Annotated in this window: 22 protein-coding genes; 6 read left to right on the top strand and 16 right to left on the bottom strand. The window is 61.6% G+C overall.

All coding sequences use genetic code 11. The features are described 5' to 3' along the window. The first annotated feature begins 76 nt into the window (after window positions 1–76). Window positions 77–586: a transposase gene (locus H0V34_02290; protein ID MBA2490564.1), complete on the top strand. Its 510-nt coding sequence runs from the start codon at window positions 77–79 to the stop codon at window positions 584–586. Between the two features lie 189 nt (window positions 587–775). On the opposite strand, the gene H0V34_02285 is transcribed toward H0V34_02290, so the two are convergent. From H0V34_02285 to H0V34_02275, 3 genes are all read right to left on the bottom strand, one after another. Continuing rightward, a complete protein-coding gene (locus tag H0V34_02285; GenBank protein ID MBA2490563.1) occupies window positions 776–1,174 on the bottom strand; it encodes a hypothetical protein in 399 nt (132 codons plus the stop codon). Window positions 1,175–1,212: 38 nt separating this feature from the next. Then, window positions 1,213–1,917 carry a hypothetical protein gene (locus tag H0V34_02280; GenBank protein ID MBA2490562.1) on the bottom strand — a complete coding sequence of 235 codons (705 nt, stop codon included), beginning with the start codon at window positions 1,915–1,917 and terminating at the stop codon, window positions 1,213–1,215. A 223-nt stretch (window positions 1,918–2,140) separates the two neighbouring features. Further along, on the bottom strand, window positions 2,141–3,277 hold the full coding sequence (locus tag H0V34_02275) for a pyridoxal phosphate-dependent aminotransferase (protein ID MBA2490561.1): 1,137 nt from the start codon (window positions 3,275–3,277) through the stop codon (window positions 2,141–2,143). 133 nt (window positions 3,278–3,410) lie between these two features. On the opposite strand from H0V34_02275, the gene H0V34_02270 reads away from it, so the two are divergent. Next, complete coding sequence (locus tag H0V34_02270; protein MBA2490560.1) at window positions 3,411–4,250, top strand: peptidoglycan DD-metalloendopeptidase family protein; 840 nt, start codon at window positions 3,411–3,413, stop codon at window positions 4,248–4,250. A 221-nt stretch (window positions 4,251–4,471) separates the two neighbouring features. Beyond that, window positions 4,472–6,025: a hypothetical protein gene (locus H0V34_02265; protein MBA2490559.1), complete on the top strand. Its 1,554-nt coding sequence runs from the start codon at window positions 4,472–4,474 to the stop codon at window positions 6,023–6,025. A gap of 57 nt (window positions 6,026–6,082) precedes the next feature. Here the strand turns inward: H0V34_02265 and der are convergent, their stop codons facing one another. The 13 genes from der to H0V34_02200 form a co-directional block, all read right to left on the bottom strand. Beyond that, window positions 6,083–7,486: a ribosome biogenesis GTPase Der gene (gene der / locus H0V34_02260; GenBank protein MBA2490558.1), complete on the bottom strand. Its 1,404-nt coding sequence runs from the start codon at window positions 7,484–7,486 to the stop codon at window positions 6,083–6,085. A 69-nt stretch (window positions 7,487–7,555) separates the two neighbouring features. Next, the gene (bamB, locus tag H0V34_02255; GenBank protein ID MBA2490557.1) at window positions 7,556–8,827 is read right to left on the bottom strand and encodes an outer membrane protein assembly factor BamB; all 1,272 of its coding nucleotides are present in this window, start codon (window positions 8,825–8,827) and stop codon (window positions 7,556–7,558) included. Then, window positions 8,824–9,462 (bottom strand): tetratricopeptide repeat protein, encoded by a 639-nt coding sequence (locus tag H0V34_02250; protein MBA2490556.1) that lies wholly within the window; start codon window positions 9,460–9,462, stop codon window positions 8,824–8,826. Before H0V34_02250 ends, bamB begins: the two co-directional genes overlap by 4 nt. Before the next feature lie 29 nt (window positions 9,463–9,491). After that, window positions 9,492–10,766 (bottom strand): histidine--tRNA ligase, encoded by a 1,275-nt coding sequence (hisS, locus tag H0V34_02245; protein MBA2490555.1) that lies wholly within the window; start codon window positions 10,764–10,766, stop codon window positions 9,492–9,494. Between the two features lie 39 nt (window positions 10,767–10,805). Further along, window positions 10,806–11,963, bottom strand: coding sequence for a DUF4115 domain-containing protein (locus H0V34_02240; GenBank protein ID MBA2490554.1), 1,158 nt, complete (start codon window positions 11,961–11,963; stop codon window positions 10,806–10,808). Beyond that, on the bottom strand, window positions 11,953–12,723 hold the full coding sequence (gene pilW / locus H0V34_02235; GenBank protein MBA2490553.1) for a type IV pilus biogenesis/stability protein PilW: 771 nt from the start codon (window positions 12,721–12,723) through the stop codon (window positions 11,953–11,955). The genes H0V34_02240 and pilW overlap by 11 nt, the downstream gene beginning before the upstream one ends. Further along, window positions 12,723–13,847 (bottom strand): 23S rRNA (adenine(2503)-C(2))-methyltransferase RlmN, encoded by a 1,125-nt coding sequence (gene rlmN, locus H0V34_02230; protein ID MBA2490552.1) that lies wholly within the window; start codon window positions 13,845–13,847, stop codon window positions 12,723–12,725. The genes pilW and rlmN overlap by 1 nt, the downstream gene beginning before the upstream one ends. Window positions 13,848–13,864: 17 nt before the next feature. Continuing rightward, window positions 13,865–14,293, bottom strand: a complete 429-nt coding sequence (ndk, locus tag H0V34_02225) for a nucleoside-diphosphate kinase (GenBank protein MBA2490551.1) — start codon at window positions 14,291–14,293, stop codon at window positions 13,865–13,867. A 250-nt stretch (window positions 14,294–14,543) separates the two neighbouring features. After that, window positions 14,544–14,867, bottom strand: coding sequence for an iron-sulfur cluster assembly protein IscA (gene iscA, locus H0V34_02220; GenBank protein ID MBA2490550.1), 324 nt, complete (start codon window positions 14,865–14,867; stop codon window positions 14,544–14,546). 147 nt (window positions 14,868–15,014) lie between these two features. Further along, window positions 15,015–15,479, bottom strand: coding sequence for an Rrf2 family transcriptional regulator (locus tag H0V34_02215; GenBank protein ID MBA2490549.1), 465 nt, complete (start codon window positions 15,477–15,479; stop codon window positions 15,015–15,017). Window positions 15,480–15,530: 51 nt separating this feature from the next. Then, window positions 15,531–16,307, bottom strand: coding sequence for a serine O-acetyltransferase (cysE, locus tag H0V34_02210; protein ID MBA2490548.1), 777 nt, complete (start codon window positions 16,305–16,307; stop codon window positions 15,531–15,533). Window positions 16,308–16,357: 50 nt separating this feature from the next. After that, window positions 16,358–17,086 (bottom strand): RNA methyltransferase, encoded by a 729-nt coding sequence (locus H0V34_02205; GenBank protein MBA2490547.1) that lies wholly within the window; start codon window positions 17,084–17,086, stop codon window positions 16,358–16,360. A gap of 27 nt (window positions 17,087–17,113) precedes the next feature. After that, window positions 17,114–18,244, bottom strand: a complete 1,131-nt coding sequence (locus H0V34_02200) for a DUF3187 family protein (GenBank protein MBA2490546.1) — start codon at window positions 18,242–18,244, stop codon at window positions 17,114–17,116. Between the two features lie 129 nt (window positions 18,245–18,373). On the opposite strand from H0V34_02200, the gene H0V34_02195 reads away from it, so the two are divergent. From H0V34_02195 to H0V34_02185, 3 genes are all read left to right on the top strand, one after another. Next, entirely contained in the window at window positions 18,374–19,186 is an 813-nt protein-coding gene (locus H0V34_02195) for an inositol monophosphatase (GenBank protein MBA2490545.1), read from the top strand. 352 nt (window positions 19,187–19,538) lie between these two features. After that, on the top strand, window positions 19,539–20,282 hold the full coding sequence (locus tag H0V34_02190; protein ID MBA2490544.1) for a hypothetical protein: 744 nt from the start codon (window positions 19,539–19,541) through the stop codon (window positions 20,280–20,282). Between the two features lie 133 nt (window positions 20,283–20,415). Continuing rightward, a partial coding sequence (locus H0V34_02185; GenBank protein ID MBA2490543.1) for a glycosyltransferase family 9 protein occupies window positions 20,416–21,430 on the top strand: 1,015 nt, incomplete at its 3' end.

The raw sequence follows: 21,430 nt of genomic DNA, 5'->3' as shown, positions 1-21,430 counted from the left end.
TCGGCAAAGGATTGCCGACCTATAATTACAACAGGAAATGGTAGGTCGCCAATCCTTTGGCGACTTAAACAACACGATGCCTGACTACCGGCGCTATTACCTACCCGGCCATGCGGTCTTTATCACTATCGTGACCTACGATCGAAAATGCTGGCTTACGAATGACGCGGCGGTCAATACGCTCCTCAGCTCAATGCGCAGGGTCAAAACGCTGTACCCGTTCCGCCACGTGGCCCATGCGGTTCTCCCGGATCACCTGCACTGGATGTTGGAACCGACTATTCCGAACGACCTTCCTCGGATCGTTGCCGCGGTCAAGCGAGACGTAACCTGGCATTTTAAGGATAGCGCGCAGACTCCTGCCCGCGTATGGCAGAAAAGGTATTACGACCACGTGATCCGCGACGATGAGGACTTTGCCCGGCATCTGGATTACATCCATTACAACCCGGTCAAGCATGGCTATTGCCGGCGCCCGCTCGATTACCCGCATACCAGCTTCGCCGAGTGGCTAAAGCGCGGGGTTTACACCGCGGACTGGGGAGAAACCGAACCAGATGATTTGAAGAGCATGAATCTGGAATAATGCGATCGGACCGATGTAGGTCGCGAATCCTTTCGCGACTTATTGGATGATTGTTGGCAAGGGATTGCCGACCTACCTGTCACGGCAGTTGCAGAGCCGTAGGTCGCGAATCCTTTCGTGACTTGACGACCGCGTCCTCGGCGATAGGATCAACCGGCGCATGTCGGCGAAGGATCGCCGACCTACGGATTATGGCAGCTGCAACTTCAGTGCTTTGGCGGCCCTAACCAGCTCCTGCGCCGTGAGGTTTCGGCTGTTCTTGTCGATGAACCTGAGCGTCTTCATGTCGAAGTTCGGTTTTACCGAAACCTTGCCGCGCTCCCTCAGCCTGAGGAGTATTTGCCGCAGCAGCGGGTCGCCTGGCGTCGGCGTCAGGTCAGCCGATTGATCGAGTTGATCGAGTTGATCGAACCAGCTTGTGAAGGTCAGCGGGCTTCCCGGTAAAATTGGCTGGTTGCCATTAGAAGCGAACAACCCGAGTTTCGCGCCCGTGCCGGAGTTCAAGCGCGCTAAAGCATTAGTGTTGTCGCGCCGGGCTAATTCGGTGCCGGTAACAGCCAGTTCCGGATGCTTGGCGAGTTGCTCCAAGCGGATACTGGTGTCTAACGCGACATTAATGACTTCCTCTAAATCAGAGAGTGCGGGATCAGAGTGAAGAGCTTCATGCGCGATGATATTTGTAAACAGGAATGGATTTTCAAATTTATACTTGGGATTGAAAACGACGCCAATTGTTCCGTATCGGGATTCCTTATTGATCTCGCAATGCCTGTATCGGAAGGATTAAAAGGATTGGCATCAAAATCGATGGCGAACACCTTGGGCAGGCCTGCGGGCGTCTTCGCGTTCAGAATGAAATTAGTCGCCGGTTCGCCGATAGTGCCCAGCAGGCCCGTCAAGCCCGCCCGCAGCGAGTGATTCGGAATCCGCTGCATGAGGTCTTCGTTATAGAAAAGATTCAGCGCGCGCTGCCGCCTGCTTCGATCATTCTTGAAGTATTGGGTAATGGCGATGTACGCTTCGTTGATGTCCAGCTCATGACCTTGCGCGGGAACCAGCGGCGGCGCGTCCGGGTAAGCGACGGGACTGAAGAGGTTTATGTCGGTGGGGGCGAGGGGACGGGCTCTTAAGGTCTGCTGGGCCGAGGCTGCGTGCGCATCAGGAGCTATTACTCCCCCCGCCCCGAAAACGGCCAACGCCGCGAGCGCCAGAAGCGGCGCCTTTATCTTCTGATGTCGGCAAGGGATTGCCGACCTACCTGTCCAAATTTGTGCCGGCTTATGCTTGAGAGATAAATGGAACCCTGATAGTGAAATGCCTAACGCACGCATGGTTGCTGCCTCCTTAATGTTGTTTTCCGCGCGAAATACGCGAGTTTGCTCTTATATCCTGAACCGGAAATTCCGCACAAGGACTGGAGAACCTTATTGTCGTATTTTTTATGTCGGCAAAGGATTGCCGACCTACGGAAGCTGTCCACATTCTTTCCGTAGTAACCGTAGGTCGCGAATCCCTTCGCGACGTATATACAAACAGTCGGCAAGGGATTGCCGACTACAAAAGCGCTTTTGCCAACCGCTTCACGCCCTCATGCAGATGTTCCATTGAGGTGGTGTAGGCAAAGCGTACGTGCTGCGCGGCGCGGTGGTTGCCGAAATCGATGCCGGGCGCGATGGCGACGCCGAACTCGTTCAGCAGGCGCTCGGCGAAGGCGAAGCTGTCGTCGGTCAGACGCGCGCAGTTCGCGTACAGATAAAACGCGCCGTGTGGCGTAATCGGGATGTCGAAGCCGAGTTCGCGCAGTGCCGGCACAAGGAAATCGCGGCGGCGCTTAAAAGCCTCGCGATGATTCTCCAGAATATCGATGGTGGCGGGTTTAAGCGCGGTAAGCGCGGCGTGCTGCGCCGGTGTCGGCGGCGCGAGGTAAATGTTCTGCGCGAGCTTTTCGATTCCGGGCACGAAGCGTTCGGGCGCGATTATCCAGCCCAGGCGCCAGCCGGTCATGCCGAAATATTTGGAAAAACTGTTGACGACGAACACGTCATCCGACATCGCTGCCACGCTCTGGGGCGAGATTTCGTAGGTCAGCCCGTGATAGATCTCGTCGACGATCACGAATCCGCTTCTCTCACGGCAGTAATCGATCATCGCGCGCAGCTCGGGCTCGGAGACCAACGTACCGGTCGGATTCGAAGGCGATCCCAGCCACGCGCCGGCCACCGATCTGCCCCAGTGTTTTCGTAGCAGGGACGTGTTCAACTGATAATCGCTAGCCGCGTCGACGGGGATGCAATGTGGCTCACCGCCAAACAGCCGCACGAAGTTAGCATTGCAGGGATAGCCGGGATCAGCCATAAGCACCCGGTCGCCGGGATCGATCAGCACGCCGCAGATTAATTGCAATGCCGCCGAGGCACCGGTGGTAATCACCACGCGCTGGGGCGAGATGTCGCAGCCATATCGCTGTTGGTAAAACAGAGCCACCGCCTCGCGCAACGCAGGCAGGCCGGCTGCCGGCGTGTAGTGCGTGTGGCCATCGTGAAGCGCGCGCACGCCGGCTTGCACGATAGGCCGCGCGGTGGGGAAATCCGGCTCACCGATCTCCATGTGGATGATGGATTTGCCCGCCGCCTCCAGCGCCTGGGCGCGCGCCAGCAACCGCATCACGTGAAAGGGACGGATCTGGCGCATTCTCATCGCCATGCCGGCCTCGGGCGCGGGGTACGAAGTCATGCGCTTATGGTAGCATCCCCTCCAGAAAATCAACGCCTGCAGCGCCCGCGGCTAGCGGGCGAAGCTGAACCATCAACCCCTATAGAACCTCATGTACATCCTGACGCGCCACGTACTACTGTTGTTATCCCTGCTCGTCATTCCATTTGCTTTGCCGGCCGCGAACCTGCCAGAAGCACTCAACGTCCCGGGCGGCGTCGCGCTGGAATCGGTCGAGGCGCGCGATCGCGTTCCGCCTGAAGTGAGCTTCGCTGACGGACGGGTAGCCGTGGTCGAAGACGGTGAAGACTTGATCGCGGTAGTGGGCATCCCGCTCGACACGCAGCCCGGGGAACAATGGCTGGATATGCGCTGGCCGAACGGCGTGCACGCGCGCCAGAGTTTCATGGTCGAGCCGAAAAACTACGAAACGCAATATCTTACGATTACCGATGAACGCAAAGTCGAGCCCCTGGCGGAAGACCTGGAACGCATCTACAGGGAACAGGCCATTACCTCCGAAGTACTGGCAACCTGGACGCCGCGGTCGCCAGATTTCGCGTTTTCTAGCCCGGTCGAGGGGCCGATCAGCAGCGTGTATGGCCTGCGCCGGTTTTACAACAATCAGCCGCGCAGCCCGCATAGCGGTCTGGACATCGCCGCCGCCAAAGGCACGCCGATCCGGGCGCCGGCGGCCGCGACCGTGATCCACACGGGCGAATTCTTTTTCAGTGGCAACGTCGTGTACTTGAGCCACGGGCAGGGCCTGACCACCATGTACGCGCACATGACCGAAATCAAGGTCGAAAAAGGCCAGCAGGTGAGCAAGGGCGACGTCATCGGCACCATCGGCCAGACCGGGCGCGTCACCGGTCCGCATCTGCACTGGGGCGTTTATTTGAACAGCACGCCCGTCGACCCTACACTGTTCCTGGGCGAAACGCCGCCATAACGGCGCATGGCGCTCGCTTCAGGCTGAATTCAACATCGAGGCACCCATTTCGCTGTCGCGACTGATTTTTGAATTCCGGCACAGTTCGCGCGGAATTTGCGGTTATAATGCCCGACGAAAGGGGTGATTCAGGCTACGGAAGGCAACAGATCGGCCACTCCGTGCGGCTGCAGTGCCGTCGCCGACAATCGATTTATTAAGGACATCTACGAGGGACATCCATGCGACACGCATTTCATGTAACCGGCAGACTCGCCGGCGCGTTTATGCTGTTCACGAGCCTGGCGGCGCACGGCGCCACCATGCTATCCGATGATTTTAATGATGGCAACGCCAATGGCTGGACGGTGGTCAAGGACTCCTCCGACGCGCCGGCCTGGCAAGCGGTCAACGGCGGCTACCGACAGGCGAACGACGTACGCGGGTACGTACAGAGTTTTCACAGCGGCAGTTACGCGTTCAATCAGAGCGGTCTGAATTTCACGGATTACGAAGTCTCCGTGCACCTGGCGCCGGTCAGCACCCACAGCGTCGGCGTAATGTTCCGATACACGAACAACAGTAATTACTATCGGTTCACTATCAACCGCAATCAGGGCTTCAGCCGCCTGGAGAAGCGGGTTAACGGAAGCTTCACGACCCTGGCCTTCGACGGCCGCGGGCCGGATTTCAGCCAGCCGCACGTGGTGACCATCAATGTTCTCGGCAGCAATATTCTGGTGTATCTGGACGGCGAGGCGCTGTTGAGTGCGCAGGATACGAGCCTGACCACCGGCACCGTGGGCCTGTTCGCGCAAGGCAATGCGGTGTTCGACGATGTGGTCGTAAACACTACCAGCGCCGCGTCCGCATTGATTATTTCCCGACCGGTTTCTTATTCGGTGGAAACCAGCGGCGCGCTGGATGTCGCGGCGGTCGCCAAAGGGGTGCCGACCGGCGGCGGCGTACGTTTCAGCCTGGACAACGGCGTCTCGTTCACCGACAAGACTTCGCCTTACGCGGGTAAGTTCTCTGCGGTCGCAGCCGGCGATCACCTCGTAAGCGCCGTTATCGTCAATGGTGCCGGCCTCGCTTTGCCGTCACCGCTGGCGCAGGAGACAAATGCGGTGGTGGGCGCGAGAGGCCGGTATTTCGTCGCCATGGGCGACAGCATTACCGTCGGCGCGTATGACGACGTCGCCGGCGATGACGACTCGTCCGATGGGCGCAACGTCAGCCATGGTTTCACCCCCATCCTCAACGATCTGCTTACCGCGCAGCTCGGGCTGCCGGTAACGGTTTTGAACGAAGGTCATGGCGGCACTACGTCGGGCACCGGGGGTCGGAGCGGCGCTTCACGGATCAACTCCACCAAGCTGCGCCACACCGAATCACAGTACTGGCTGATCATGTTCGGCACCAACGATTCCAAGCGCCCGATTCGCAGCGGCAAAGGTCTGCTGCCCGGCGCCAGCGGCTACAGCGGCTCGTTCAAGGACGCGATGCAGCGCATCATCACCAGCCTCAAGCAGTCGAACAAAATTCCGATACTCGCCAAGGTGCCGTTCATCCGCAACGCACCGGTATCGCAGGACCGGCTGATCCAGGACTACAACCTGGTGATCGATGAGCTGGTGGCGGCAAATGCCATCACCGTAACCCCGCCGGATTTTTATGGCTATTTCAAACAGAACCCCGGCCAGCTGCCCGACAATATCCACCCCAACGGGGCGGGGTATCAGGCAATGGCCAATCTATGGTTCCAGTCGCTGGCGGGCAGCGGGATTCTCAACTAAGCAAATACCGCCCATGCAAGAATGTTCACCGGGCCCGCGAGCGATCGCGGGTCTTTTTTATCCGCGTTTTACGCTACGTCCGGAGCGCCGACCGTGGCTTTTATCATGCGGCCGGGCGCCGGCGACGCGGCCCGCGTAGGGATTCTCGCCCGTCTTGAACACCAGCCGCACCGGCGTGCCGCTCAAACGCAACGCCTCGCGAAAGTAATTCATCAGATAGCGCTTGTACGCACCCGGCAGCTTGCCCGTCTGGTTGCCGTGAATCACCAGAGTCAGCGGATTGTTGCCGCCCTGATGCGCGTAGCGCAGCCGGATTCGTCGGCCCGCGACCAGCGGCGGCTGGTGAACTGAGGTCGCCTGTTCCAGCAGGCGTGTCAGTATCGGGGTCGATACATCGATCATCGCCGACGCATGTGCGCGCCGCACGGCATTCATCAATTTGCCCACTCCGCTGCCGTGCAGCGCGGAAATCATGATACGTTCGGCGAAGTCCACGAAGCTAAGCCTTCGATCCAATTCGCGCCGCACCCAGCGCTGCTGGTCCTGATCCAGGCCGTCCCATTTGTTGACGGCGATCACCAGGGCGCGCCCTGTCTCCAGGACCAGCCCCAGCAGGCTCGCGTCCTGTTCAGCCACCCCCAGGTGCGCGTCCAGCACGGCCACGACTACCTGGGCGGAGTCAATGGCCTGCAGCGACTTCATCACGCTGAACTTCTCGATCGCTTCCTCGATGCGGCTGCGGCGGCGCACACCCGCCGTATCGGCCAGCACGTAGCGCCGACCATCGCGCTCGAACGGGATCGAGATGCTGTCGCGCGTGGTCCCCGGCTCCGGTGAGGTCACCACCCGCTGTTCGCCGAGCAGGCGGTTGACCAGGGTGGACTTGCCGACGTTGGGCCTGCCGATCAGCGCGATACGGATGCCGCCGCCGGCCACATCCGCGCGCTTCGCTTCGGCGTCATCCTCACCAATCGGAAACCTGGCGAGAATGGCCGCCGTCAGCGCTGCGAGACCATGCCGGTGGGCCGCTGCGATCGCGATCAGCGGCGCGATGCCGAGACGGTGAAATTCAGCACTGACCTGTGCGGCGTCCAGACCATCGACCTTGTTGACCGCGACCAGCAACGGGCGCCCCGCTTTTTTAAGCTGACTGGCAATGTTTTCGTCGGCGCAGGTCAGCCCCGCCCGCGCATCCACCAGCAGCACCACCGCATCCGCCGCGTTCACCGCGACCAGCGTTTGTTCCGTGACCGCTTTATCCAGCGCCTCCCGTTCGCCTTCGAGCCCGCCGGTATCGATCACCCAGCACTGGCGCGGACCCAGCGTCGCCAGACCGTAATTGCGGTCGCGCGTGAGACCGGGCGCGTCCGCCACCAGGGCGTCGCGCGTGCGCGTAAGCTGATTGAACAGGGTTGACTTGCCGACGTTCGGACGTCCGACCAGTGCGATGGTAGGTCTCATGACCGCGGTGCGTGGGTTGTTACACGCGGCCCCGCCGTCATCGGCCCCCTGCTTCGCGGCGCGCCGCGATTACGGCGGCGATGACGCGCCTTCCTCGGGAAACGGCTCCAGTTCCAGCGCCTCCAGCCCGTCCTTTTCACCCCGGGAGTCATCGACTGGCGGCTGCGATTGCTGTTGCTCACTTTGCAGCGCCGCGATGACCCCGCCGCGGTCCAGCACGTAAGCGGTCTCGTTGGTTACGACCGGCGTCGACAGGATGCCCGCACTGGCGATCGTGGTGCGCGCGACGAAGCGGCCGTCGTATTTGGACAACCAGTGCACATAGCCTTCGAGATCGCCGACCAGCACATAGTCGTCGATGGCGACCGGCGCGGTCACCTCCCGGTATTCGAGGTTGTCCTGCTCCCACAAGGTCGCGCCGCTGATCCGCTCTAGCGCCCAGATGTAACTGTCCGCATCCGTGACATAGACATTTTCCGCATCTACGTCCAGGCCCATGTGCGACGAAATCTCGCGTGACCACAGGGTGCGCCCTTCGCTCAAAGTTACCGCCGCGACGCTTCCCTGAAAGCTCGCGACATACACGATACCGTCGAGCACCTTGATCTCGCCGTCGATGTCCGTCAGCCGCTCCAACTCGGAGCTGCCGGTAGGATTGGAAATGGTTGTTGTCCAAAGCACGTTGCCGCGATCGGCCGACACCGCCACGAGCTTGCCGTCATCGAATCCCACCACCACGCGACCGCTGTCCATCAACGGCCGGCTGGCGCCACGCAGATTCAGCACCGGCGTCGTACGCCCGGTCTGCCAGAGAATTTCGCCACTGGCGACGTCCAGACCATGCAGGCGGCTGTCGGCAGTGCGCACCACGATGACCCCCAGATCGGGTTCGGACAACGCCACGACCTCGGCGCCTAGCTGTTTGCGCCAGACCTCCGTGCCGCCGCGCTGCCGCAGCGCGATCGCCGCGCCGTCCTCCGTGCCCAGAAACAGCAGGCCGTCGCCGCGCTGCAGACCTGCGATAACCCCGTCGTCCGAGGCGACTTGCCAGATCGACTCGCCATCGCCGACGCGCAGGGCGCTCACCGTTCCTTTCGCATCGACGACGTATATCCTGCCGCGCGCGAGCGCGGGCTTGAGTTTAAGGTATCGCTCGTCCACACCGCTGCCGGCCGATTGATGCCACTTGTCTTCGACGGATAGTGTGGAATTTACTTGCTTGAGTTCGGCCGGCACGCGCGTCTCTTCCACCGTGCCGCAGGCGGTGGCGAGGATGATCGACAGCAGGGTCGCGCAGCATGGTGCAAATTCAAGCCACCGCATTCCTGCACCGCCGGTCATGATGCGGACTCCGGCGCCTGACCCAGATTCTTGCGCTTCATGCGCAGGTATTCGGTACCGCCGGCGGCGGCCGACAGCGCGCGATCGTACGCTTCCCTGGCCGCGTCGAGGTTGCCTTTGGCAACATAAGCATCGCCGCGAATCTCTTCGACCAGCGATGTATACGGGGCCGGGAAATCACCTTTGACGAGGGTCAGCGCGGCGTCGTTATCGCCTTGCGCCACTCGCACTCGCGCGAGCCTCAGGTTAGCCACGGCCTGAACCACTTCCTGGGAACTGTGCTCGGCCGCCCAGCGTAACTGCGCGGCGGACGCTTCCAGATCGCCAGCGTCTGCCTTGACCTTGGCCAACGACAGCGCTGCCAGCGCGGCGTATGGCGTGGAAGGATAAGACTCCTGCAGAACCCTGGTGGCCGTCTCGATCCCCTGCGCGTCGTCGCTGAGCGTCGCCGCGCGTAACTGCGCGTAATGCACGGACGCCGCGTTGGCCTGGCCGTTCTGATATGCTGTCCAGCCGCGCCAGCCGACCAGCGCACCGACGCCGATGATGACGCCGGCTACGACCGAACGCCCGTTTTCACTCCACCAGCGCTTCAGCGCTTCGACCTGTTCTTCATCGGTATGATATGAAGCCAACGATTGCTCCTGAACACTAATTCTGTTGATTATAGAGAGGCAGAGCGTGCGAGTGCCTGCCTTAGCAGACGCGGTGAATCGCCAAGCGCCACCGCAGCTTGCGCGCGATCTTCACGCAGATACTTGATCGCCACGGTGTTCGCGGCCATCTCGTCTTCGCCGAGGATCAATGCCAGTCGCGCGCCCGCCTTGTCGGCGCGCCTGAGCTGCGCTTTCAGGCTTGCGTCGCCGCCATTGACGATCAGCCGTATCTCCGGCAGCTCGTTTCGCAGCCGTTCGGCCAGCGCCAGACCCTCACGCGCCGCCGCCGGCCCGACCACGCAGAAGTATACATCCGGCATTTCGGGCACAAGCGACTGTGTATCCATGAGATCCAGGATACGCTCCAGACCCATAGCGAAGCCCGCGGCAGGTGTCGGGCGACCACCCAGCTGCTCGACCAGGCGATCGTAACGTCCGCCCGCGCACACGGTACCCTGCGCGCCCAGGTCGTCGGATATCCACTCGAACACCGTGCGCGAGTAATAGTCCAGTCCGCGCACCAGTCGCGGGTTTGTCTTATAAACGATGCCGGCGCCATCGAGCAAGCCGCGCAGCTGTTCGAAATGCGCGGCGGACTCACCATCCAGCGCATCCAGCAGACTGGGCGCGCCGGCGATCACCTCGCACATCTCCGGGTTTTTGCTGTCCAGCACACGTAGCGGATTATCATCCAGACGGCGTCTGGATTCCGCGTCCAGCACCTGCGCCGAGAGATATTCGACCAGCTTTTCGCGATACGCCGCGCGCGCCGCGCTGGTGCCCAGCGAATTGATCTCCAGCCGCAACGCATCGAGCCCCAGCATCCGCCACAGGCGCGCGCTCATCGCGATTAGTTCGAGGTCGATGTCCGGTCCCGCCATGCCGAACGTCTCCGCGCCGGCCTGATGAAACTGACGATAACGCCCTTTCTGTGGGCGTTCGTGACGGAACATGGGCCCCGTGTACCACAGTCGCTGCTGCTGGTTGTGCAGCAGTCCGTGTTCGATACCGGCGCGCGCACAACTGGCCGTGCCCTCAGGCCGCAAGGTCAAGCTGTCGCCGTTGCGGTCCGCGAAGGTGTACATCTCCTTTTCGACAATGTCCGTGACCTCGCCGATGGAACGCGTAAACAGCTCGGTGGGCTCCACGATGGGCAGTCGGATCTCCTGATAGCCATATGCCGCGAAACATTTCCGGAAGGTGGCTTCAAGGTGCTGCCAGGCGGGGCTGCGCGCGGGCAGAATATCGTGCATGCCGCGGATCGACTGAATGCGTTTGGGCATGCCCTGTATTTTAATGACTAGGATTTACTGGCGCGGGGCTTATTGGCCGGCGCTGGTATCGACGGTAAACCGCGCGGTTTCGTTGGTGCGCACAAATGGTGAAGAGTCGAACGCTTCGTCGTTAATAGTGACCTGTACGCTCGACGCACGACCCAGCAGCACCTCGAACGGCGCCTCGCCGGCCACGCTGCGCGCCTCCCCGGCCGACACCATGCCGTACATCAGCTGTTTGCCGCTGGCGTCCGTGACTTCCGTCCAGGAGTCGTCCCGATAGCGCAGAGCAAGCTGATCATGCGCAGCGGCGGCCCTGGAGCCCGCGTCATCATCCGGCGGAACCTGGCTGTCGTCCCGCGTGGCGGCCCCCGCCACGGTCTCGGCTGATTCAGGCGCACGCGCGTTGGCTGAATCCGCTATTGCCGCGTTACCGCGCGAGCCGGTATCCGGATTCAGCCGCGCCGCGGGCGCTTCCAGACTCGCGGCGTCTGATTCACGCGGCAGTGCGGCGCCACGGCCGTCGGTCACTTGACGATCTCCGGGTAGCTTATTGTTCCGGGCGATAGCGCGATTCTGGTGCTGACCGGTGATGCTACTTCCAGCTATACGGTTCTCGTCCGCGGCGCGGTTGCCCCCCGCCTGCTGGCGTGCCGGATCGCGCTCGATTTGCCGCGGCCTTTGCAGCGCCGACCCGTCACGAGTCCCGGCACGAGTAAGCGGCCGCGATTCGCTCGCCGCGAGCGCGGCCTGATCGATGCTCGCTTCCTTTGCAATTTCCCGCTGCTCCGTGCCCCACCACAGCGCGGACAACGCCACCGACACCGGCGCGACCGCACCGGCGCTAAGCCCTACGGAAATGGAATTCGGCGGACCTTCGTTGACCGCATCGGCCACCCGCAGCTCGTGCTCGCGGACACCGAGCGCCTGGTATTTTTCGATGATCTTCCGCTCGGCGATTTCCAGCGCGCGGGCATAAGTACGCAAATATCCCTTGACGTACACAGGCGCCGGCAGTGCCTCGTGGTCCTCGTCTTCCAGCGCGACCACGATCTGTGTCGGCAGGCATAACAATTTGGCCACATGCTCCAGGCTCATGCCAAGGCGCGTGCGTGCGGACTTGAGCGTCTCGCCCGCGCCGGCGGGCTGAAGCGCGACGATTTCCCCATCGGTTGGCGCAAGTGTTCGCGCCGGCTCAGATTCCATGCCGTTCCATCTCGGCCACGCGGGCGGCTTGCCGGGACTTTGGATAATCCTGTTGCAGGCGCGCGGCATAGGCGCGGGCGGCATCGCGGTTGCCAAGCCCGGACTCGGTTCGTACGGCGAGCAACAGAGTGTGCGCGGTGTGGCCAGCCGCCTGCGCGTACCGGCGCAAGTATTGCCGGGTCTGCGCATAGCGCTGCTGGTCGTAGGTCAGCCGCACCATCTCGTAGAGCGCGGGGATGAACGTGGCATTTCTGGCCAGCGCCCGGCGAAAGGCGTCTTCCGCCTGTTTCTCGTCCGACGCCTTCAGCGCGCAAACACCGGCGTTGGTGAGCGCGGTCTCGGGCTGCTCATAGAGCGGATCGTTCAGCGCCTTGTTGAACCCCGTCTGCGCTTCCGACAGCCGGCCCCTGTCGCACAGAAAAGTGCCGTAGGCGTTGTGCGGCAGGGAATCACCCGGATCGAGAGCAAGCGCGTGAAGAAAGTGCTGCTCCGCCAGCTTGGCGCGGTCAAGGCGCATCTGCAGCAGCGCATACGTCCAGTGCGCCGTGGCGAGATCGGGATCCTGTTCCAGCGCGCGCTGCAGTTTCACGCTGGCGAGGTTCAGTTCGCCCCGGCTCAGATACTGCGCGCCGAGACTGACGTTGATGGAGGCCGCCTCCTCGTTTGGCTCCACGTAGGCGCCTGACCCTGAGCCCGTCGAGGCGCAGGCGCCGATTGCCAGCACCGCCATCGATAACGCTAACGCGCGCACCGTATGCATTATGCGGGCGCGCCCTGCTCGCGGCCGATGCGCGCCGCCAGCCGGATGAAATGTTGTTGCCGATGGCTGCGGTCATGCACGCGACCGGCCAGCTGTCCGCAGGCCGCATCGATATCATCGCCGCGCGTGCGGCGCGTGACGGTCACGATACCGTGGCGTTGCAGCACGTTCCGGAAGCGATCGATGGAGGCATCATTGGAACGCCGGTAAAGTGCCGCGGGAAAAGGATTGAACGGAATCAGATTGACCTTGGCGGGGATGTCGCGCAACAGACGCGCCAACTGCCCGGCCTGACTTTCCGAATCGTTGACGCCGTCCAGCATCACGTATTCAAAAGTCACGACCGCTTTGCGGTCTTTATCTTTGATATATCGCCGGCAGGCCGCCAGCAGGGTATGAATCGGATACTTGCGATTGAGCGGCACCAGCCGATCGCGCAGCGCATCCTCTGGCGCGTGCAGCGACACAGCCAGGCTCACGTCGATGCGGTACCTTAGCTTGTCCAGCGCGGGCACCACACCAGAGGTGCTCAAGGTGACCTTGCGCTTCCCTAGTCCGTAGGCGTGGTCGTCAATCATCAGGTGCATCGCGTCGACCACGTTATCTAAATTCAGCAGAGGCTCACCCATGCCCATTAACACCACGTTGGTCACGCCGGCACTGCAATCCGGCCGCCCCTGCAATGCCCGCCGGGCGAACCACAACTGTCCGATGATCTCGGCGGCGCTCAAATTCCGATTGAAGCCTTGCCGCGCGGTCGCACAGAATGTGCAATCCAGCGCACAGCCGACTTGCGACGAAACGCACAAGGTTCCGCGGCCGGGTTCGGGTATAAACACGGTCTCGATCGCGTTCGCGTCATCGAGCCGCAGCAGCCACTTGACGGTACCATCCGCGGACGCCTGCTCGTCGACGCACTGGGGCGTGGCGATTTCCGCTGTTTCGCGCAGCCGCGCACGCAGCTTCAAGCTCAGGTCCGTCATAGCGTCAAAGTCGGTCACGCCCTGGCGATGAGCCCACTTGACCAACTGCGTGGCCCGAAACGCCGGTTCGTTCAAGCCCTCAAAAAATTCTTCCAGGCGCGGGCGTGGCAGGCCCAGCAGGTTCAGCTTTGTGGCTTGCATAGTGCCTGCTACGGGGCTCACCGCGTGCGCCGGCAGATGTCGGCCACATCGAAGAAGAAATCAATCTCCGTGCGCGCGGTCTCCGCGGCGTCCGAACCGTGCACCGCATTTTCCTGGATGCTCGTTGCCAAGTCCGCGCGGATGGTGCCAGGCGCGGCGTCCTTCGGATTGGTGGCGCCCATCACTTCGCGATTTTTGGCCACCGCGTTATTCCCTTCCAGCACCTGCACCATCACCGGCCCCGACGTCATGAACTTCACGAGATTCTTAAAAAACGGTCGCTCGCTGTGCACCGCGTAAAAACCTTCGGCCTGTTCGCGGTCCAGGTGCAGCATTCTGGCCGCCACCACGCGCAAGCCGGCGCGCTCGAAGCGACTGTAAATTTCCCCGATCGCATTGGCGGCGACGGCGTCGGGCTTGATGATGGAGAGGGTTTGTTCGGCCATGCATTGACTCCACGGAATCCAGCGGTGTGAAACGTGTGCTTTGTGTGTTTCTTATTGTAAAGCGGGGTTATCGTGCAATCGTTATTGTACAAGCGGCTTATTGTACAACGCGGGGACGCGCGCTCGCAGCGCCTCGTTTCTTTAATTTGTTGCTTTAGATTTTATAGCGGGTTATGCGACTGGCGCTTGAACGGCCGGTCCCGGTCGTCTTTGTCATCATTGCGCATAACCGGCAGGGCCGTTCACACGCTCAGACGTGAAAGCTTTCGCCGCAGCCGCAACGATCTTTTTCGTTTGGATTCGTAAACCTGAAGCTTTCGTTGAAACCTTCCCGCGCAAAATCCACGACCGCGCCGTCCAGGTAGCTCACACTGTCGGGATTGATGACCACTTTGATGCCCTTATCCTCGAACACCGTATCGCCCGCCCGTACGTCGTCCGCGTAATCGACCACGTAAGCAAGGCCTGAGCAGCCGGTTTTCTTGACGCCGACCCGCAAGCCCACGCCTTTTCCCCGCTTTTCGATATAACGTCTGACGCGGCTGGCCGCCGCTTCGGTAAGTGTAATCGCCATCGCTTGAACACCTCGTTAATGCACCTGCATGCATAGTTAATAATTCAAAGCCGCTTATGAGGCCGCGAATCCAGGTTTATTTGGACATTTGCCGGCGCCACTGGTTTCAGGAACGACTCGCACCATGCCTGGCACGCGTGGAAACGGTCATTCGACTGCCGGGCTGGGCACCGCGCGCAACCTGGGCCTGCGGGCGCGCGGCAGGGTGCCAAACACATGTTCCCGCGTCAGCAGATCGGCAAGGCTGATGCCGGCGAGAAAATCCGCGACCCCCTGGTTCAGCGCGTCCCACAGATAATGCCCAGGACGACGAGTTGCGCACCACCCACGCGCCTTGTTGCGGCGCCGGCATCGATCGCTGCGAGCGTGTACAGCCGCAACAATCTCCGCCAGCGCGATCTCGGCAGGCGGGCGTGCGAGCCAGAAATCATGTTCCACCCCGGCGCTGCGCATCAGCAACCCTCGCGCGCACAGGCGCGCCAGCAGTTTATCGAGGTAGCCCCGCGATATCGCCTGCTGCCGCGCAAGCTCCGACAACGGCACCGGCTGCACCGCGCGGGCCAGGTCCAGCATGGCGGCTATGGCGTAGCGCGTGCGGTTGGTCATATCCATGTTCAGGCTCCTTTGAACGCCAGGCCGCGCTGGTGCGAAGCCCGTGACACGTCAGCTGTTCCGATGCGCGGTCTGCTTGGGCTCGACCGGCTCGATATGCTGCTCGATTTCCGGCAAGGGCGCGTCGTCCAACACGCCGCCGAGTTTCTTGACCTCGTGACAGGTTTCCTCCAGCTTTCTATCCAGCAGATGAATATGATCCAGCATGCTGTTGATCGCGGTCGCCACCGGATCCGGCATGTCCTGGGTGGTGCCATACGCGTCGAAACCCATCTTGCAGGCGATCTCCTGACGGCGGCGTTGCAGTTCGTCGTGGCCGGCCGATACCGCGCGGCCAGGAATCCCGACCACCGTCGCGCCCTCGGGTACGTCTTTGAGCACCACCGCGTTCGAGCCGATGCGCGCGCCCGAGCCGATCACCACCGGCCCCAAGATCTTGGCGCCGGCCCCGACCACGATATTATCGCGCAAGCTTGGATGACGCTTGACGTGCTCCCAGCTTGTGCCGCCTAAGGTGACGCCGTGATAAAGCGTGCAGTCATCGCCGATCTCGGCGGTCTCGCCGATCACCACGCCCATGCCGTGGTCGATGAAAAAGCGTCGCCCGATCCGCGCGCCCGGGTGAATCTCGATACCGGTCAAGCCCCGCGCCAGATGCGAAAAAAATCGCGCGATCGACTTGAATCCGCGCCGCCACAGGGCATGGTTCAGCCGGTGCAGCCACAGCGCGTGCATGCCCGGATACGCAACAATGATGTCGATCAACCTGCGCGCGGCCGGGTCGCGCTCGTATACGGAGTTGATGTCTTCTTTCAGCCGCTTAAGCATGGTTCCGGGTAGCCATAACTTGATGCCCGCACTATAACATACAGCGGATTTCAGGCCGGCGGACGGGCGCCTGTGGCGGTAAGGATGCCGCGCAGAATATTCACTTCGTTGCGGGTCGGGCGAGCGCGGTTGAACAGACGTCGCAGCCGGTGCATTAGGTGGCGAGGACTGGCGGGGTCTAGAAAACTCAGCGCGATCAGCGTGCCTTCAAGGTGCGCATAAAATGCCTCGAGTTCCTGCGCCGGCGCGGGCATATCTTCCGGTCGCGCAGCTTCGGTTGCGCGTGTGATCTGCACGCGCATCAGCATTTCATAGCAGAAAACCTGGACGGCCGCGGCCAGGTTGAGCGAACCGAAGCTTGCATCGCAGGGAATCGTCGCGGCACAATGACAACGCGCCAGCTCCTCATTGGTGAGCCCGCTGCGCTCGCGGCCGAACACGAGCGCGCTCTCCCCCGTGCAAGACTCGGCCATGAGACGGTCGGCGGCGCCACGCGCGTCGAGCCCGGGCCAGGGAAGGCTACGCGGCCGCGCGCTGGTGCCCACAGTGAAAGTCGTATCCCGCAGCGCTTCGTCCAGCGATGCGCAGATAGTCGCGCCGTGCAGAATATCCTCCGCGCCGGTGGCGCGGGCAACGGCGCTCGCGTCGGGGAAATACTTTGGCCGCACCAGATACAGCCGCGCAAGGCCCATGGTCTTCATGGCGCGCGCCGCGGCGCCGATATTGCCGGGATGCGAGGTCTCGACCAGCACAATGCGGATTTTTTGCAAAGCCTGCATCAGTCAGCGCGCGACGCGACGCGCCCCCTAATTTATGGGAGGGTTGACGGGATTGCCCGGCAGCAGCCAGCTCACACCCAGGGTTGCGGCGATGTCCTGCGTGTTCTCGTAATTGCCGTAATTCCGGGTGATCGAGAAGTCGTAGGCGACGTTGCCGCGCCAGTGGCGCACACCTAAGCTCGCGAGCAACTCGTCAGTGGCAAACGGTCCGCTGCCGGTCTTGAAGGCGGTCTTGCTCCAGGACGTTTGCAACACCGTCGCGGTGTGGCGCGTGAAGCCGAATTCATAGGCCACGCTCGCCTCCGACGCCTGGCTTCGAAAGGCGTTCGGGAACCGCTTCGCCTCACCCAGCCATTGGTGCGCCACACTCAGGTACAAGCCATGCCGGCCCAGTTGTTTCTGTAGGGTGAGCTGGAGGCCGTAATCCACGGCACCACTGGACACATAGTTATCGGCATCGCCGACCGGAAGCTTGACCGCGCCCTCGATAATGGCGAACGCCTCGTTCGCGAATTCAGAGGCGAAACGCACACCCAGCACGGGATCACCGACCTGCACGCCGGAGGGCGCATCCAGCAGCACCAGGGTGTCGCCGCTGTGACGGATAACGGCCTGGTACTCGTTGTCCGCGACCAGATCCCGCTCCGCCGACGTGAAGCCAAACGCCTGATGGAAACCGTCGATTGCGTCATCCAGAATGCCCCCGCCGTAAAAAAGCAGCGGCAGGTTGACGTAACCCGTCCAGTGCCGGTCATGCACGTAGCGCGCGGTCAGATCCAGCGCGGTGATCTCGCCATCGAAGTAGAGCACATCGCCCGGTGTGGCCAGCAGCGCCTGTACGTCCTGCGCCGTGAGCGTCCTGGGTTGTCCGCGCGCGCGAAGATAGTTCTTGACGTTTTCACTCTTGACGAAGCTGTTGGCGTGCGTAAGTCGCGCATCCAGATCCCAGCCGGGCCGCTGACCGGCGGCGGCCGGCGGCGGCATAAAGTCCATGCGCAACAAACTGAATGGAGAGAGGTTGCGGGTCTGCAGCGGCCCAATCAACGGCCACTTCGGCAGCGCGTCCCGCGCACGGGCCGGAACTGCATGCAGCACGGCCACGAATGCAAGCGCCCAAGCGAACAAAGCGTAACCGCGACGGGGCGCGTGGATATTCACGAACGACAAAACTTTGTAGTCAGCGCCTGACGAACCTCTTGCGTTGATCGATAACCCATTGAACTTCGCCGCCGCCTTACAAAGCCTGATGCGTCTGTTATTCTACGTATCCCGCCCAAGATACGTGCCATGCAACCCCTGCTCAACATCGCGATCGCCGCCGCTCGCGCCGCCGGCCATATCATTATCCGTTATATCAATAGAGTTGACAGCGTTTCCGTCGCCGGCAAGCGGCGTAACGATTTCGTCAGAGAGGTCGATCGCTTAGCCGAGCGCGAGATCATTAACGTGATCCGCCGCGCGTACCCCAGGCACGCGATCCTGGCGGAAGAAAGCGGCGCGCACGGCGACGACGAGTACCGATGGATCATCGACCCGCTGGACGGCACCACCAATTTTCTGCGCGGCTTCCCGCACTACGCCGTGTCGATCGCGCTGGATCACAGGCACAGGCCGCAGCTGGGTGTGGTCTACGATCCATTCAAGGAGGAATTGTTTACCGCCTTCCGCGGCGCGGGCGCGACCCTTAACAGCCGTCGCATCCGTGTCAGTCAGGCCGCTGGACTCTCCGGCGCGCTGCTGGGCACCGGCATTCCGTATCGTCCGGATCAGAATCTCGACGCTTATCTCGCCACCCTGAAAGCGCTGCTGCCGGACACCGCCGGCGTGCGCCGCGCGGGCTCGGCCGCGCTGGATCTGGCTTATGTGGCCTGCGGACGCCTGGACGGTTTCTGGGAATTCGGCTTGAAACCGTGGGATTTTTCCGCCGGTGTGCTGCTGGTGCAGGAGGCCGGTGGCATGGTCGGCGACATGTCGGGCGGCCAGGATTTCGTGAATACCGGCAATGTCCTGGCGGCGAGCCCCAAGCCATTCAAGGAGATGGTGCGCGCGCTACGGCCGCATCTGGCCGACGTTGCGAAGGTTCACCGAAGCCCGGCTTAGACGCCCGCCCGCGGTCCGCGCGGGCTTAGGTTGTTTACTCTGATGGTTTAACCATCGTGATGCCGCAGGTCGCAGCTGTGACTGTCCGCGATGGCATATCCGCGTCATTCCGCCAATAGGCGTGTTTCGGCTTAAGTATTTGCCGCTGATCGCGGGGTTTAACTCCACCTACGTCATAGCGCCAATGGACGCTCGTGTGTAACTGCCAATCACTGGCGGCATCAGCATCACGTCAGCCATGACGTCCCTCGCTGGCTAACCCGAACCTGGAATGGACGAATGCCGTTAACGGGCAAAGCGTAACTGTGGTGAAGCTATAGTATTAACTGTAACAACGAACGGAGAACATCAAATGAACGAAGTGCACTTATTTGGCATCGGGGTAAAAAAACGTTCTAATGCTAGATCGTTTCGTCGTCCCGCTAAATCGATTGCGTTGAGCACCATGTTATGCCTGGTCAGCGGCATGGCGCTGGCTGGAGGCAAGCCCTGTCCTGAGCCGGAGCTCGAAGACTCCGAAATGTACGCCGTCTTCAACAGCACTGATGTTGATGCGCAGTTGATCCTGGCCGGAGGACTTGAAGACGGACTGACGAAGGTCGAGATCACAGGCCCCGGGGGCATGGTTGATATCGATGCAGAGTTCGAAGACGGGCGCAACATCGGTCAGGCCGATTTTCAGTTCGATACCCCGGAGCCCTCACTTGCGGAACTTATGCGAGCGTATCCGGCGGGCCAATATCGATTTTCCGCAACGACAACGTCACACTGCACGCTGCGAAGTTCGGTAAAGCTGTCATATCGGCTGCTACCTGCGCCTGTGATTGCCTTCCCGACGGAGGACAGCTACGGAGTTTCGGCAGCAGGATTCACCGCGCTGTGGGAGGAAATACCGGATGCCGAAGCCGTACGATTGGCAGTTGAAGAAGAAGAGTCAAGCATAGCGCTGGTGGTCGATCTACCTGGAGATACCACAAGCTTCGACGTACCTGCTACGTTCCTGAAACCCGGGATCCTGTATACGATGGATGTGATAGCCATTGCCGACAACGGCAATCAAACCGTATCGGACGTTCAATTTACGACTGTACCTTGAAGAAACCCTCGGATTAGGTCAACGCTTTGTTAGGGACATACAGGGATGTTTATGGCATACAGGAACGTATGCCGTCGCAGGCGCGTGCCGTCTTTCTCGATAGTCCATCACCGCCGACTTACCGCCACTGGAAATGAAACTCCCCTTGGTTACGCCGCCCGAATCGATCTGCCTGCTACGGCTGTCGGCCGTCGGCGATGTCGTCCACGCGGTGCCGATCGTGCGCACCGTGCAGGAATTCTGGCCCGCGACGTCGATCACCTGGATTGTCGGTCAGCCCGGCATGAAACTGGTCGGCGACCTGGACGGCGTCGAGTTCATCACGTACGACAAGGGCGCTGGTTCGAAAGGTCGACGAGACGTGCGGCGGCGGCTTGCCGGCCGACAATTCGATGTGTTGATTCACACGCAGGCGTCGCTGCGCGCGAACCTGGTGAGCGCCCTCGTGCGCGCGGACGTACGCTTGGGCTATGACCGCGCGCGCGCCAGAGACCTGCAGGGCTTGTTCATAAATCAGCGGCTGCCGCCTGACCCCAGACAGCACGTAGTGGATAGCTTCTTCGACTTCCTCAAGGTGCTCGGCCTGCGCGATCGCGTGGTGCGCTGGGATATTCCGATCGCGCCTGCGGACCGGGAATTTGCCGAGTCGCATCTGCCGGGCACGCAGCCCACCATGATCGTAAGTCCCAGCTCTACGCGCTCGGCTCGCGCGTGGGCGTCGGAACGTTACGCCGCGGTGGCGGACTACGCTATCGAAAAACTGGGCATGCGCGTCGCACTTTGCGGCGGGCGCACCGCCGCGGAGCGGGAGTTCGGCGCCGCCATCACTAGCCACATGCGCAACACGCCGATCGATCTCATCGGCAAGGACACCCTCAAGCAATTGCTGGCATTGCTCGAACGCGCCGACGTGCTGCTGTCGCCGGACTCGGGACCGGTGCATATGGCAACCAGTGTGGGCACACCGGTAATCGGGCTTTATGCCGCCAGTAATTTGCAGCGTACCGGCCCGTACCTGAATAGTGAATGGTGCATCGATCGCTATGACCTGGCGGCGCGACGCTACCAGAATCGGCCCGCCCGCGAGTTGCGCTGGGGAAAGAGGCTCGAATACCCGGGCGTTATGGATCTGGTCACAGTGGACGATG

The organism is Gammaproteobacteria bacterium (assembly GCA_013696315.1).
In the GTDB taxonomy this organism is placed as follows: Bacteria; Pseudomonadota; Gammaproteobacteria; order JACCYU01; family JACCYU01; genus JACCYU01.
This window is presented reverse-complemented; position numbering and strand designations above follow the sequence as displayed.